The sequence below is a fragment of the Sphingopyxis sp. LC363 genome (genome assembly GCF_000756385.1).
Taxonomy (GTDB): Bacteria; Pseudomonadota; Alphaproteobacteria; order Sphingomonadales; family Sphingomonadaceae; genus Sphingopyxis.
In genome coordinates, this window is record NZ_JNFC01000013.1 from 1 (window position 1) to 13,964 (window position 13,964).

Here is a 13,964-nt window from a genome sequence, read left to right on the forward strand (position 1 = left end):
CTCTCGTACGGTCTCGTGGGCTGGGAGTTGTGTATAGGAGACAGCCTGCTATCCCCGCCCATCTGGTGGGCCGGGCTGGGGAGTGCAAGGGCGGTGCGGCGAAAGCCCCTCCCCTGAAGGGGAGGGGCTTTCGCCGCACCGCCCTTGCACTCCCCAGCCCGGCCCACCAGATGGGCGGGGATAGCAGGAGCGCGGGCATGAAAGCGATCGAGGCCTTTATCGAAAAGCAGGGCGGTCCCGAGGTCATCGACTGGCGCGACGTGACGATCGGCGATCCCGGCCCGGGCCAGGTTCTCGTCCGGCAAACCGCGGTCGGGCTCAACTATCTCGACACCTATCACCGCGACGGCACCTACCCGATCGATCTCCCCGGCGGGCTCGGTGTCGAAGCTGCGGGTGAAGTGGTCGCCGTCGGTCCCGAGGTCCACGGCCTCCGGCCCGGCGACCGCGTCGCGACCTTCGGCCCGCAGCGGAGCGCCTATGCGTCGGCGCGGCTTGTTCCCGCATCCTCGCTGTTCAAGCTACCGCCCGGCATCGACGATGAAACCGCCGCCGCCGCGCTGCTCAAGGCGTGCACGGTCGAAATGCTCGTCGAACGCTGCGCGCGCGTCGAAGCGGGCGCGACCGTGCTCGTCCATGCCGCCGCGGGCGGCGTCGGGCTGATCCTCGTCCAGTGGCTGAAGGCGATCGGCGCGACCGTGATCGGCACCGTCAGCACCGAAGCCAAGGAGCATGCCTCGCGCGAAGCCGGCGCCGACCATGTCATCCGCTACAAGCAGGACGACGTCGCCGCGCACGTCCGCGAAATCACCGACGGCCAAGGCGTCCCCGTCACCTTCGACGGCATCGGCATGGCGACCTGGGACGTCTCGCTCAAGGCCACTGCACGCCGCGGGCTGATCGTCAGCTATGGCAATGCCGGCGGTCCTGTGACCGGCGTCAACCTTGGCGTCCTCGCGCAACATGGGTCGCAGTTCGTGACGCGCCCCACCTTGTTCGATTATTACCACCTGCCCGGCGAACGCGCTGCGGGCGCCGACCGGGTGTTCGAGATGATCGAGAGCGGCGCGGTGCAGATTACCGTCGGCCAGCGCTATTCGCTCGAGGATGCGGCGCGGGCGCATGCCGATCTGCAAGCGGGGCGGACGACCGGGTCGACGCTGCTGATTCCGGAGCATGGCTAGAGCACGATCATTCTTAATGAAATTGTCATCCCGGCGAAGGCCGGGATCTCATCGTCTTGTCTTGATGCACCGGCGAGATCCCGGCCTTCGCCGGGATGACGAGACAAGGAAGACCGTTGTCTCAGTCTAATGCGATCACGCTCTAATCCCCTCCCTGAAGGGAGGGGAACTTTACGCCTTCAATCGCTCCGCGTGCCACGCGACATGCTCGGCCATGAAGGTCGAGATGAAATAATAGCTGTGGTCATATCCCGGCTGCATCCGGATTTCGGCCTTCTGCCCATTGCGCTCGCACGCGTCCACTAGCAGCTCGGTCCTGAGCTGTTCGGCAAGGAAATTGTCGGCCTCACCCTGATCGACAAGCAGGTCGGGTACGCGCAGCCCCTGATCGAGCAGCGCGCACGCGTCATAGGCGTGCCAATCCTCGCGGTCGTCGCCAAGATAACCGGCGAGCGCTTTTTCGCCCCAAGGGCATTGCGACGGTGCGACGATCGGCGAAAAGGCCGAGACTGAACGGAAGCGATCCTGATTGCGGAGCCCGATGGTCAGCGCGCCATGCCCGCCCATCGAATGGCCGGTGATGCCCTGCCGCGTCAGGTCGGCGCTCGCGAAATTGCGCAGCACCAGCGACGGCAATTCATCCTCGATGTACGAACGCATCCGGTAATGTTTCGCCCAAGGCTCCTCGGTCGCGTCGACATAGAAGCCCGCGCCGAGTCCGAAATCATAGGCCGCATCGGGATCGTCGGGCACGCCTTCACCGCGCGGGCTGGTATCGGGCGCGATGAAGATCACGCCATGCTCGGCGCAGGCCGCGCGATATTCGCCCTTCTCCATCACATTGGCGTGGGTGCAGGTCAGCCCCGACAGATACCATAGCACCGGCAGCTTCGCGCCGCCGTCATGGTCGGGGACGAAGACCGCGAAGGTCATGTCGGTGCCGGTGGTCGTACTCGCATGCTTGTAGACGCCTTGCGTGCCGCCATGGCTGCGAACGGTGGAAAGGGTTTCGATGGTCATGCGGGGTCCTGAACGGGGATGGACGCGACAAGCGGCCGATGTCCCCAATGACGCAAGAGGTCGAGGATCGTTGCGCCCGGCAGCCCGAGCGTCGCGGTATTGCGGAGCGGATGGACGTTCACCGTCCCCGCCGCAGCCAGCCCCTCGTCCAGCACGACGGTGATGCTACCGGGCGCGGCGTTGATCGCGGCGAGCGGGGTGACCGATCCGGGCGAAATGCCCAGCAGGCGCTCCATATCCCCGGCCTTGCCGAAGCTCACCCGCTTGCTGCCGATCGCGGCGGGCAAGGCCTTCAGGTCGACGCGCGCCGCGCCGGGCACGGTGACGAGCCAGAAGGCGCCGCCATTGTCCTTGAGGAACAGATTCTTGGTATGCGCGCCCGGGATGGCGGCGTTCACAGCATCGCTTTCGGCGACGGTGAACACCGCTTCATGCTCATAGGCGGCGAAGGGGATGGCGAGCGCGCCAAGGTCCGCCAGCAATCCCGCTTCGCCGCGCATCGGTCGTCCTCTTCCGCCTCAAACGACGCGGTGGAGCGCGCAGAGCTTGTTGCCCGACGGGTCGCGCAGATAAGCGAGATAGAGCTGGCCGAAACCGCCTTCGCGAATGCCCGGGGGATCTTCGATCGAGGTGCCGCCATTTTCGACGCCCGCCTTGTGCCATGCGTCGGCCTGCTCGGGGCCGTCCATCGCAAAGCCGATCGTGCAGCCGTTACCGATGGTCGCGGGCTGACCGTCGATGGGGGCGCCGACGAGGAACAGCCCGCCGTTGTGAATATAGATCAGGCGTCCCTTGTCGTCGGTGATCGCGGGCTTGCCGCCGATCGCCTGAAAGGTCGCGTCATAGAATTTCTTCGACGCCTCGATGTCGTTCGATCCGACCATATTGTGACTGTACATGGGTTTCCGCTCCTCCTGATTATGGTTGCGATTCGATACCTACTCCGCCCGCCGGGGCAGGACCAGCCACGATAACGGCCCTTGTTCACCGAAAATGACGAACTAGCGAAACACCACGGTCTTGCGCCCGTCGATCAGCACCCGCTGTTCGGCGACCCAGCGCACCGCCCGCGCGAGCACCTGCGCCTCGGTATCGCGGCCGATGCGGATCAGTTCTTCGACCCCGTCGCGGTGATCGACGCGCTCGACCGCCTGTTCGATGATCGGCCCCTCGTCGAGGTCGCTCGTGACGAAATGCGCGGTCGCGCCGATCAGCTTGACCCCCCGCTCGTGCGCGCGGTGATAGGGTTTCGCGCCCTTGAAGCCCGGCAGGAAGCTGTGGTGGATGTTGATGCAGCGGCCGGCGAGCTGCGCCGACAGATCCTGCGACAGCACCTGCATATAGCGCGCGAGCACCAGATATTCGGCTCCGCCGCGCGCCATGACGTCGAGGATCGCCGACTCCTGTTCGGCGCGGTTCGCGTCGCTGACCGGCAGATAGTGGAACGGCACGCCGTGCCATTCCGACAAGCGCCGCTGCGCCTCATGGTTCGATACCACGCCGACCACGTCGATCGCGAGGTTGCCGGTCGACCAGCGGTGGAGGAGGTCGTTGAGGCAGTGGCTGCCCTGCGACACCGCGATGACGAAGCGCGGTTTGGCCGTGCGGTCGCTGATCCGCGCGTCCATTTGGAAGCGCGCGATGATCGGCGCGAAGGCGTCCTGCACACCCGCCAGTCCGTCAGGAAAGCGCGGCCCTTCACCGCGGAACTCGACGCGCATGAAAAAGCGCCCCGAATCGAGGTCGGCATATTGCTGGCTGTCGAGGATGAAGCCGTCGCGCTCGGCGAGCAGCCCCGTCACCGCCGCGACGATCCCGACCGCGTCGACGCAGCTGAAGGTCAGCACATAGGCGGGCCCGCTTCCCCCGGTCATGTCAGCCCGAAATCTTGTGCGTCGCGCACAGCTTGTTGCCGGCGGGATCGCGCAGATAGGCGAGGTAAACGACACGCCCCTCGGTCGCATGACGGATGCCCGGCGGGTCCTCCGCGGTCGTCCCGCCGTTCGCGACGCCCGCGGCGTGCCAGGCGTCGACCGCATCGGTCGAGGGCGCGAGGAACCCCAGCGTATGCCCGTTGCCGCATGCCGCCTCCGCACCATTGACGGGGTGCGTCACGATCAGGCGGCCGCCCGCGTGCATGTAGATCAGGCGCCCGCGCTCGTCGATCACGCCCTCGGTCGCGCCGAACGCGCCCAGAACCGCATCGTAAAAGCGCTTGCTCGCCGCGATGTCGTTCGCCCCCAGCGCCACATGGCTGAACATGCCCTGTTTTCCCTCAGTAGACGACGACGCTGCGGATGCTCTCGCCCGCGTGCATCAAGTCGAAGCCCTTGTTGATCTCCTCGAGCCCCATGACGTGGGTGATCATCGGGTCGATCTCGATCTTGCCGGTCATATACATGTCGACGATCTTGGGCACGTCGGTGCGGCCCTTGGCGCCGCCGAACGCGGTGCCGCGCCAGTTGCGCCCGGTGACGAGCTGGAACGGCCGCGTCGCGATCTCCTTGCCCGCCTCGGCGACGCCGATGATGATCGAAGTACCCCAGCCGCGGTGGCAGGCTTCGAGCGCGGTGCGCATCACCTCGGTATTGCCCGTCGCGTCGAAGGTGTAGTCGGCACCGCCGTCGGTCATCTGGACGATCGCCGCGACCACATCCTCGCGGCTCATGCCCTTCGAATTGAGGAATTCGGTCATGCCGAACTTGCGGCCCCATTCCTCGCGTGCGGGGTTGATGTCGACGCCGATGATCCGGTTCGCCCCGGCAAGCCGCGCGCCCTGGATCACGTTCAATCCGATGCCGCCGAGCCCGAAGACGACGACATTGTCGCCGACCTGCACCTTCGCGGTGTTGATCACCGCGCCGACGCCGGTGGTGACGCCGCAGCCGATGTAGCAGCTCGACTGGAAGGGCGCGTCCTCGCGGATCTTCGCGACTGCGATCTCGGGCAGCACGGTGAAGTTGGAGAAGGTCGAGCAGCCCATATAGTGGAAGATCGGCTGGCCCTTGTACGAGAAGCGCGTCGTGCCGTCGGGCATCAACCCCTTGCCCTGCGTCGCGCGGATCGCGGTGCAGAGGTTGGTCTTGCCCGACAGGCAGCTTTTGCACTGGCGGCATTCGGGGGTGTAGAGCGGGATGACATGGTCGCCGGGCTTCACGCTGGTCACCCCCGCGCCGACCTCGCGCACGATCCCTGCGCCCTCATGCCCCAGCACGCTCGGGAAGATGCCCTCGCTGTCGAAACCGTCCAGCGTATAGGCATCGGTATGGCAGATGCCCGTCGCCATGATCTCGACCAGCACTTCGCCCGCCTTCGGGCCTTCGAGGTCGAGTTCGACGATTTCGAGCGGCTTCTTCGCTTCGAACGCAACGGCGGCGCGGGTCTTCATGGGGCGGTCTCCTTCTTGGCGGTCCAATCAGGCAAATGCCACGGCAATGCAAGATGTGAGGGCACCGGGTCGCGCACAAGATATCAAATGGACACAGCTAGCCCATTGGTTATTACGGCGCATGGTGAAGCACGATCCCGAATATCTGAAGAATCAGAGCCGTCGTGGGCACGCCAGATATCGTTGGAATCGTGCTTTTCTGAACGCAACTACATTGTCTTGGTCGGCCCTGTTCGCTGCGCTGTTTCTTGTCGCTCTTATGGACCGAGTGACGGCATCCGCCTGGGGGTTTGCCAGTCATATATGGGACTTCTTGGGCGCGTCCGCTTTCGGCCTTTGCCTTTGGGTTTTCGGCACTCTGATCCAGAAGCTGATCTTATCCTATATCCGGCATACATATGGGCCCGAACCGACGGACTGAACATAAAGGGGCATATATGGCTTCGTCATCCCGGACTTGATCCGGGATCCATTATTCCAGCGCTGGCGTGAACGGACCCCGGATCAAGTCCGGGGTGACGAGGAAAAGGGTGTCGCCCTCAACACTCCACCACACTGACCGCCAGCCCGCCCTTCGACGTTTCCTTATACTTATCCCGCATGTCGCGGCCGGTTTGCAGCATCGTCGCGATCACCGTGTCGAGGCTGACGACATGCGTGCCGTCGCCGATCATCGCGATGCGGCTCGCGTCGATCGCCTTGATCGCGCCCATCGCGTTGCGCTCGATGCACGGGATCTGGACGAGGCCGCCAATGGGATCGCAAGTGAGGCCGAGGTTATGCTCCATGCCGATCTCGGCGGCGTTTTCGACCTGCGCGTTGGTGCCGCCCAATGCCGCGGTCAGCCCCGCCGCCGCCATCGAGCAGGCGACGCCGACCTCGCCCTGGCAGCCGACCTCGGCGCCGGAGATGCTGGCGTTGCGCTTGTAGAGCGCGCCGACCGCGCCCGCGGCGAGCAGGAAGGTGCGTACCCCCGCCGCGTCGCCGCGATAGCTGCGCCGGTAATAGCGGATCACCGCCGGGATGATCCCCGCCGCGCCATTGGTCGGCGCGGTGACGACCTTGCCGCCCGCGGCATTCTCCTCGTTCACCGCCATCGCCCACAGGTTGATCCAGTCCATCATCGCCATCGGGTCGGACAGATTCTGTTCGTGGCGGCTGCGGATGTCGGCGGCGATCTGCGGCGCGCGGCGCTTGACCTTGAGCCCGCCGGGCAAGACGCCGGTGCTCGAGCAGCCCGCGTCGATCGACGCGTCCATTGCTCCGGCGATCGCATCGAGCCCGGAATTAACCTCGTCGAGGCTGCGGTGCGCGAGCTCGTTTTCGAGCATCATCTCGGCGAAGCTCTTGCCGGAGGCCGCGCCCATTTCCATGAGGTCGGCGCCCGAGGTGAAGGCGAAGGGCAGTTCGATCTCGTCCTCGGCGCCGCGGCTGTTGCGCCCCGCCTCCCCCTCGTCGACGACAAAGCCGCCGCCGATCGAGAAATACATGCGTTTCGCAAGGATCTCGCCCTCGCCGTCGCGCGCGGTGAAGCTCAAGGCATTGCTGTGGAACGGCTGGCGCTGCTTCATCTGGAAATGCAGATCGCGCGCGGGCTGGAAGCGCACGCGCTGCCGCCCGAGCAGGTAGAGAAAGCCTTCGCTCTCCGCCCGGTCCCAATGCGCCTTGATCGCGGCGAGGCTGGTCGAGGCCGGGATTTCGCCAGCAAGGCCCGCGACGACTGCCGTGTCGGCAGCGTGGCCCTTGCCCGTCAGCGCAAGCGAGCCGTAGAGGTCGGCCTCGACATGCGCCGCCTTCGTCAGCAGCCCCGCCTCGTCGAGCCAGACGGTGAAGCGCCGCGCCGCGACCATCGGGCCCACTGTATGCGAGCTGGAAGGACCGACACCGATCTTGAAAAGTTCGAACAGGCTGATCGTCATGGCGGCGCTATAGGCGCATCGCGATCATCGGGATAGGCCCGCGCGGGCCGATTTTCGTTACGGCTTGCAATAAAAATCCTCCCTGTGCCGTAGGCATGGGGAGGGGGACCACCGAAGGTGGTGGAGGGGCTGCAACGTTGCCGCCCCTCCGTCAGCCCTGCGGGCTGCCACCTCCCCATGCCTGCGGCACAGGGAGGACACAAGCTTACGCCGGATAGGTCCAGGTCCCTTCGCGCGCGAAATTCTCCGCCGCGAAATCCCAGTTGAGCAGTTCGTCGACCACCGCGTCGACATAGGCCGGGCGCAGATTCTTGCGGTCGATGTAATAGGCATGCTCCCACACGTCGATCACGAGCAAAGGCTTGATGCCCGCGACGAGTTCGGTGCCCGCGTCGTGGGTGTCGGTGACCGACAGCGTGCCGTCGCGCGAAACGAGCCAGGCCCAGCCCGACGCGAAATGGTTGACCGCGGTTTCCTTGAGCTTCTTCTTGAGCTCGTCGAGTGAACCGAAATCGCGGTCGATCGCCGCGGCGAGATCGCCGGTGGGCGCGGTCTTGGTCGGGCTCAGGCTTTCCCAATAGAAAGCGTGGTTCCACGCCTGCGCGGCATTGTTGAACAGGCCCTTGTTGCCCGATCCTTCGGCGTGGTGGACGATTTCTTCGAGCGGCTTCGACGCAAGGTCGGTGCCCTCGATCGCGGCGTTGGTCTTGTCGACATAGGCCTTGTGGTGCTTGCCATGGTGCGTCGCCAGCGTGTCGGCCGAGATATGCGGTTCCAGCGCGTCCTGGGCGTACGGCAGGGGAGGATGGGCGATCGTCATGGCAGTCTCCTTTTTTGGTGTTCGGGGGCCTAACTCGGTATCTTGCCCATGAGTTGCAACCCCGTGACGGGGAATTTTCTCCTTATGACACCCTCCCCTTCAGGGGAGGGCAGCGAGACTTGGGAACTTGTTCCCTAGTCGCAGCGGGTGGGGGCCATCGGACTTGCGCAAGGCCGATGGCCCCCACCCCAAACCAGTATCAGGTGAAACGTCCCCCGGACGTTTCAGATCGGTCCGGGGGACCGATCGACCTGATACTCCTGAAGGGGAGGGGCTTTTAAGTCACCATCGCCTGCAAGGTCGCGATCCGGTCGGCTTCCTCGGCGGGCTTGTCACGGCGTATGCGCGATATGCGCGGGAAGCGCATCGCCAGCCCCGACTTGTGGCGCTTGCTGCCATGGATCGAATCGAAGGCGACTTCGAGCACCAGCGACTTTTCGACCTCGCGCACGGGACCGAAGCGATTCAGCGTGTTGTCGCGCACGAACTTGTCGAGCCATTTCAGCTCCTCGTCGGTGAAGCCCGAATAGGCTTTGCCCACGGGAAGCAGTTCGCCCGCGTCGGACCAGCAGCCGAAGGTATAGTCCGAATAGAAGCTCGCACGGCGGCCGTTGCCGCGCTGCGCATACATCATCACGCAGTCGGCGATCAGCGGATCGCGCTTCCATTTATACCAGAGGCCGGCGCGGCGCCCCGCGACATAGGGCGCATCGCGGCGCTTGAGCATCACGCCTTCGATCGCGGCATCACGTGCACCCGCGCGGCGCTCGGCGAGATCGTCGAAATCGTTCGCTTCGATCACCTGCGACAGGTCGAAATGGCTGTCGACGAGGCGCGGCACGAAGGCTTCGAGCTGGCGCCGCCGCTCGGTCCATGGCAGGCCGCGCAGGTCGTTGCCGTCGACCGCGAGCAAGTCATATACCCGCACGAAAGCCGGATAATCGGCAAGCATCTTCTTCGACACCGTCTTGCGCCCGAGTCTTTGCTGCAGCGCGTTGAAGCTCGCCGCCTCACCCCCCTGCACCTCGCCGCGCACGAGCAGTTCGCCGTCGATCACCGCGTCCTGATCGAACGCCGCGACCAGTTCGGGGAAGGCGCCGCTGATCTCCTCGCCGCCGCGACTGTAGATGCGCGTCTCGCCACCGCCATGGACGATCTGGACGCGGATCCCGTCCCATTTCCACTCGGCCGCATAATCGGCGAGGTCGACGCTTTCCCCTTCCAGGGGATGCGCGAGCATGAAGGGGCGAAAGAAAGCGACGTCTTTCAGGTCGGGCCGCTCCGCCCTTCCCTCGCCCCACGCGAAGAGCGGGGCATAGGGCGGGGGGATCGCGTGCCACAGCTCCTCGACATCGTCGACGGGCACGTCGAACGCCTGCGCGAACGCCTGTTTGGCGAGCCGCGCCGACACCCCGACGCGCATCCCGCCGAGCGCGAGCTTGAGCAAGGCGTAGCGCCCGTCGGCGTCGAGCCGGTCGAGCAAGAATGCGACGACCGCGGGGGCGTCGCTGCGGCTCGTGGCGGCGAGCGCATCGACGGCTTCGGAGACACTCAAGCCCCTCCCCTTCAGGGGAGGGGTTGGGGGTGGGGTTTCGAAAGCCGGCGCTACGCTGCTAGACCCCACTCCAACCCCTCCCCTGAAGGGGAGGGGCTTTTCAGACTCAGGCCACAGCAGCGCCGCCGTCTCCGCCGTATCGCCGACGAAATGCCGCGACAGGCGAAACAATTCCTCATCGACCCGCGTAGCAAGCAACGCCCTGACCGTCCCCGCTTTCACCGCCGGAAAATCGAGGCTCTCGGTCAGCGCGGCGAGCGCCCAGCCGCGATCGGGATCGGGGGTGTGGCGGAGGTAATCGACGATGAGCGCGAGCTTCGTATTGCGTGAGCGCGTATAGATCAGCCGGTCGATCAGGGCTGCGAAGCGCTTCACGCTTCCTCCTCCAGATCGCGGCCCACCAGGTGTAGCGCGCGTGCCTTACGCTGCGTCAACTCGCACCAGCGCAGCAGGCCGTCCTCGCTGCCGTGGGTGATCCAGCTTTCCTTCGGGTTCACCTCCGCGATCGTCGTCGTCAGCTCGTCCCAGTCGGCATGGTCCGAAATGACCAGCGGCAGTTCGACCATCCGCTGCCGCGCGCGCTGGCGCACCCGCATCCAGCCCGATGCCATCGCGGTCACCGGATCGGGCAGCCGCCGCGACCAGCGATCGTTGAGCGCCGAGGGCGGCGCCAGCACGATCTGTCCCGCCATTTCGGCCTTCTCGGTTTCCGAAACCAGCCGCAGTTCGCCGAGGTCGACGCCGTGCACCGCATAAAGCTGGCACATCTTCTCGAGCGCGCCGTGGATATAGATCGGCGCGCTCCATCCGGCGCCGCGCAGTTCGGCGATCACGCGCTGCGCCTTGCCGAGCGCGTAGGCGCCGACGAGCACACTGCGGTCGGGCTCGGCGCGCACCGCGCCGATCAGCTTGGCGATCTCGTCCGACGTGGGCGGGTGGCGGAACACCGGCAGGCCGAAGGTCGCCTCGGTGACGAAGATATCGCACGGCACCACCTCGAACGGCACGCAGGTCGGGTCGGGGCGGCGTTTGTAGTCGCCGGTCACGACGATCCGCTCGCCCGCATATTCCATCAAAACCTGCGCGCTGCCGAGCACATGCCCCGCGGGGTGGAAGCTGAAACGCACCCCGCCGCGCTCGAAGCCGTCGCCGTAAACGAAGGCCTGATTATGGCTCGCCTCGGCATCGACGCCGTAGCGCAGCGCCATGATCGCCAGCGTCTCGGGGGTCGCGAACACCGCGCCATGGCCGCTGCGCGCATGGTCGGCATGGCCGTGCGTCACCGCGGCGCGTTCGACCGGGCGCGAAGGGTCGATCCACAGATCGGCAGGCTTCACATAGATGCCGCCCGGGTGCGGCTCGACCCAGGTCTTGGCCTTCGCCATCAGGCGGCGAGCTTTCGCGCGCGGATCAGGTCGGCGACGAATGCCTCTCGCTCCTCCGCCGCACGCGCGCGGTCGGGCATCCGGAGCAGGAAGGAGGGATGGATCGTCGCGATCAGCTTCGTCCCCCCTTCGAGTTCGTGCGCGGCGCCGCGCATCGACTTGATGCTCGCGCTCTTGCCGGTGACCCCGCGCAGCGCGCTCGCGCCGAGCGTCACGATCAGGTCGGGCTTCACCAGCGCGCGTTCCTTGTCGAGCCACCAGCGGCAGATATCGATTTCGCCGGTCGTCGGATTCTGGTGCAGCCGCCTTTTGCCGCGCGGCTCGAACTTGAAATGCTTGACCGCGTTGGTGAGGAACAATCGCGTGCGGTCGAGCCCCGCCTCTTCCAGCGCCTCGTCCAGCACCTGCCCCGCCGGGCCGACGAAGGGCCGCCCTTGCAAATCCTCCTGGTCGCCCGGCTGTTCGCCGACCAGCATGATGCGCGCCGCTTCCGGCCCCTCGCCCGCCACGCCCTGCGTCGCGTTGCAATAGAGCGGGCAGCGCGTGCAGCGGTCGATCGCCTTCGCCAGTCCGTCCAGCGTGGTCACATTATCATCGAGGGCCAGTTCGTCGGGCACGCGCGTCCGCCATTTGTCGGTCAGGGGGTTCGCCATGGAAACGGCCGCTTCGCGCATGCGTTCCACCCGCGCCTCGGCGCCCGCGAGCAGCGGCGCGATATCCTGCGCTTCGGGCAAATTCTTCCAGTATTTTTTCGGCATCTCGGCGCGCATCGCGTCGACCTTCACGCGTGCGGGGTTGAAGATCGCGCCATAGTAAGTGCGCCACTGATCCTCGACGACATCGCTGGCGGGCACCTCGTCCCTTGTGCCGCCGGGGCCGTAGACCAGCGTCTCACCATGCCAGATCGCGCGCGCATCGGGGGTGACGATCACCCAGTCCATCCCGGTAAAACGCCGCTGAAAGAAAGGCGCGGTCAGCCGGACGATACGGTGCGCCGGCTCGAACCAGGCGGCGAACCGCTCGCGCCCCGCCTCTTCGCCGAGGCGCCGGAAGCGCACGAAAGCGTGCATTTTGTGGACATCGCGGCGAATCGCCTTGTCGGCCTTGCGGAGCCAGTCGACATCCGCGTCGGTCGCCCGCGCCAGAAGCAGGCGGTCGCGCGCCGCGCGCCAGATGATGCGGTAGAGCCGCGCCGGGACTTCGGGGTCGCGGTGGCAGATCACGCGCTCGGCGATTTCGAGCAGTTCGCGCGGCAGCGCCACCGCGCCGGCGCGCGCCGGAGCGGCCGCCTCGCCGAACAGCGATGCGCCCGCCGCGCTGTCGCACCAGCTTACGTCCTCGGGCGCTACGCCGTTCGCGAGCAAGCCGCGTGCGGCGCTCCGCCATTCGGCGAAATCGCCCGGCGCCGCGAGGACGACCTCTCTCACAGCGCCAAAGCCAATTGTTCCGCCCTCGGCGCGAAACGCGCGCGGAGGTCGGCGCTGTCGGTGAGCTTGCCCGGCCGCCAGTCGGGGGTGACGATGAAGGGCAGCAATTTCTTCACCGAGGCGGTGAGCTTGGCGAGATCGCCGAGCCCGAGCTTGCCCAGCCGCCGCGCCGCGACGATGCGGTCGACCGCGCGCGTGCCGAGCCCGGGCACGCGCAGCAACAGTTCGCGCGGCGCGCGGTTGATGTCGACCGGAAACGCCTCGCGCCGCTGGAGCGCCCACGCGAGCTTGGGATCTATGTTCAGGTCGAGCATGCCGCCGGTCGCCCCCTCCATGATCTCGGCGCGTTCGAAGCCATAGAAGCGCAGCAGCCAGTCGGCCTGATACAACCGATGCTCGCGCATCAGCGGCGGGCGCACCGGCGGCAGGTCGCGGCTCGCGTCGGGGATCGGGCTGTACGCCGAATAATAGACGCGGCGGAGCTGGTAGCCCGAATAAAGATTGCTCGCGGTTTTCAAAATATCGTCGTCGCGCGCGGCGTCGGCGCCGACGATCATCTGCGTCGATTGCCCCGCGGGCGCGAAGCGCGGCGGCTTCGCCTTGCCGATCAGCCGGCTTTTCGCCGCCTCAACCGCTTCGGATTCGCCGACGCGCACCGACGCCATCGTCTTGCGGATTGTCTCGGGTTTCTTCTCGGGCGCGAAACTCGACAGCCCTTCCTCGGTCGGCAGTTCGACGTTGGTCGATAGCCGATCGGCATAAAGCCCCGCGAGCGCGATCAACCCCGAGTCGGCGCCCGCGATCGTCTTCAAATGGATATAGCCGGCAAAGCGATGCTCCTCGCGCAGGATGCGCGCAACCTCGACCAGCTGCTCCATCGTATAATCTTCGGAACGGATGATGCCCGAGGAGAGGAACAGCCCCTCGATATAGTTGCGCTTGTAGAAATCGAGCGTCAGCCGCACGACCTCCTGCGGGCTGAAGCGCGCGCGCTCGACATTGCTCGACGCGCGATTGATGCAGAAGCGGCAGTCGTAGATGCAGAAGTTCGTCAGCAATATCTTGAGCAGCGAGATGCACCGCCCGTCGGGCGCATAGCTGTGGCAGATTCCCATGCCCTCGGTCGACCCGATACCCTTTGTCTCGGTGGAATCGCGCTTGACCGTCCCCGACGAGGCGCACGACGCGTCATATTTCGCCGCGTCGGCGAGTACGGCCAGTTTTTCGAGAATCGTTTTGGCGGACATGCCCCATGGCTAGCATGGG

General features: G+C 65.9%; 13 protein-coding genes. 1 reads left to right on the plus strand and 12 read right to left on the minus strand.

Annotation, left to right across the window (positions count from 1 at the left end):
* The first annotated feature begins 197 nt into the window (after nucleotides 1–197).
* Nucleotides 198–1,184 carry a quinone oxidoreductase family protein gene (locus FG95_RS06560; protein WP_037554822.1) on the plus strand — a complete coding sequence of 329 codons (987 nt, stop codon included), beginning with the start codon at nucleotides 198–200 and terminating at the stop codon, nucleotides 1,182–1,184.
* 171 nt (nucleotides 1,185–1,355) lie between these two features.
* Here FG95_RS06560 and fghA read toward each other — a convergent pair whose 3' ends face one another.
* The 12 genes from fghA to FG95_RS06625 form a co-directional block, all read right to left on the minus strand.
* Nucleotides 1,356–2,204, minus strand: coding sequence for an S-formylglutathione hydrolase (gene fghA, locus FG95_RS06565; RefSeq protein ID WP_037554823.1), 849 nt, complete (start codon nucleotides 2,202–2,204; stop codon nucleotides 1,356–1,358).
* Entirely contained in the window at nucleotides 2,201–2,704 is a 504-nt protein-coding gene (locus FG95_RS06570) for a prolyl-tRNA synthetase associated domain-containing protein (protein WP_037554824.1), read from the minus strand. Before FG95_RS06570 ends, fghA begins: the two co-directional genes overlap by 4 nt.
* 18 nt (nucleotides 2,705–2,722) lie before the next feature.
* Nucleotides 2,723–3,103: a VOC family protein gene (locus tag FG95_RS06575; protein WP_037554825.1), complete on the minus strand. Its 381-nt coding sequence runs from the start codon at nucleotides 3,101–3,103 to the stop codon at nucleotides 2,723–2,725.
* 102 nt (nucleotides 3,104–3,205) lie between these two features.
* The gene (gene purU, locus FG95_RS06580) at nucleotides 3,206–4,078 is read right to left on the minus strand and encodes a formyltetrahydrofolate deformylase (protein ID WP_037554826.1); all 873 of its coding nucleotides are present in this window, start codon (nucleotides 4,076–4,078) and stop codon (nucleotides 3,206–3,208) included.
* 1 nt (nucleotide 4,079) lies between these two features.
* The gene (locus FG95_RS06585) at nucleotides 4,080–4,466 is read right to left on the minus strand and encodes a VOC family protein (RefSeq protein ID WP_037554827.1); all 387 of its coding nucleotides are present in this window, start codon (nucleotides 4,464–4,466) and stop codon (nucleotides 4,080–4,082) included.
* A 13-nt stretch (nucleotides 4,467–4,479) separates the two neighbouring features.
* Nucleotides 4,480–5,592: an S-(hydroxymethyl)glutathione dehydrogenase/class III alcohol dehydrogenase gene (locus FG95_RS06590; RefSeq protein WP_037554828.1), complete on the minus strand. Its 1,113-nt coding sequence runs from the start codon at nucleotides 5,590–5,592 to the stop codon at nucleotides 4,480–4,482.
* Between the two features lie 539 nt (nucleotides 5,593–6,131).
* Complete coding sequence (locus FG95_RS06600) at nucleotides 6,132–7,511, minus strand: L-serine ammonia-lyase (protein WP_037554830.1); 1,380 nt, start codon at nucleotides 7,509–7,511, stop codon at nucleotides 6,132–6,134.
* Nucleotides 7,512–7,716: 205 nt separating this feature from the next.
* Nucleotides 7,717–8,331 carry a superoxide dismutase gene (locus tag FG95_RS06605; RefSeq protein WP_037554831.1) on the minus strand — a complete coding sequence of 205 codons (615 nt, stop codon included), beginning with the start codon at nucleotides 8,329–8,331 and terminating at the stop codon, nucleotides 7,717–7,719.
* A gap of 277 nt (nucleotides 8,332–8,608) precedes the next feature.
* Nucleotides 8,609–10,261: a cisplatin damage response ATP-dependent DNA ligase gene (locus tag FG95_RS06610; protein WP_037554832.1), complete on the minus strand. Its 1,653-nt coding sequence runs from the start codon at nucleotides 10,259–10,261 to the stop codon at nucleotides 8,609–8,611.
* On the minus strand, nucleotides 10,258–11,271 hold the full coding sequence (locus tag FG95_RS06615) for a ligase-associated DNA damage response exonuclease (protein ID WP_037554833.1): 1,014 nt from the start codon (nucleotides 11,269–11,271) through the stop codon (nucleotides 10,258–10,260). The genes FG95_RS06610 and FG95_RS06615 overlap by 4 nt, the downstream gene beginning before the upstream one ends.
* Nucleotides 11,271–12,698, minus strand: a complete 1,428-nt coding sequence (locus FG95_RS06620; protein ID WP_037554834.1) for a UdgX family uracil-DNA binding protein — start codon at nucleotides 12,696–12,698, stop codon at nucleotides 11,271–11,273. The genes FG95_RS06615 and FG95_RS06620 overlap by 1 nt, the downstream gene beginning before the upstream one ends.
* On the minus strand, nucleotides 12,695–13,945 hold the full coding sequence (locus tag FG95_RS06625) for a putative DNA modification/repair radical SAM protein (RefSeq protein WP_037554835.1): 1,251 nt from the start codon (nucleotides 13,943–13,945) through the stop codon (nucleotides 12,695–12,697). The genes FG95_RS06620 and FG95_RS06625 overlap by 4 nt, the downstream gene beginning before the upstream one ends.
* Nucleotides 13,946–13,964 lie beyond the last annotated feature (19 nt).

Bases quoted from the DNA above. Each gene is read 5' to 3' on its own strand.
- FG95_RS06560 (WP_037554822.1), top strand. From the start codon at position 198: ATGAAAGCGATCGAGGCCTTTATCGAAAAGCAGGGCGGTCCCGAGGTC.
- fghA (WP_037554823.1), bottom strand. From the start codon at position 2,204: ATGACCATCGAAACCCTTTCCACCGTTCGCAGCCATGGCGGCACGCAA.
- FG95_RS06570 (WP_037554824.1), bottom strand. From the start codon at position 2,704: ATGCGCGGCGAAGCGGGATTGCTGGCGGACCTTGGCGCGCTCGCCATC.
- FG95_RS06575 (WP_037554825.1), bottom strand. From the start codon at position 3,103: ATGTACAGTCACAATATGGTCGGATCGAACGACATCGAGGCGTCGAAG.
- purU (WP_037554826.1), bottom strand. From the start codon at position 4,078: ATGACCGGGGGAAGCGGGCCCGCCTATGTGCTGACCTTCAGCTGCGTC.
- FG95_RS06585 (WP_037554827.1), bottom strand. From the start codon at position 4,466: ATGTTCAGCCATGTGGCGCTGGGGGCGAACGACATCGCGGCGAGCAAG.
- FG95_RS06590 (WP_037554828.1), bottom strand. From the start codon at position 5,592: ATGAAGACCCGCGCCGCCGTTGCGTTCGAAGCGAAGAAGCCGCTCGAA.
- FG95_RS06600 (WP_037554830.1), bottom strand. From the start codon at position 7,511: ATGACGATCAGCCTGTTCGAACTTTTCAAGATCGGTGTCGGTCCTTCC.
- FG95_RS06605 (WP_037554831.1), bottom strand. From the start codon at position 8,331: ATGACGATCGCCCATCCTCCCCTGCCGTACGCCCAGGACGCGCTGGAA.
- FG95_RS06615 (WP_037554833.1), bottom strand. From the start codon at position 11,271: ATGGCGAAGGCCAAGACCTGGGTCGAGCCGCACCCGGGCGGCATCTAT.
- FG95_RS06625 (WP_037554835.1), bottom strand. From the start codon at position 13,945: ATGTCCGCCAAAACGATTCTCGAAAAACTGGCCGTACTCGCCGACGCG.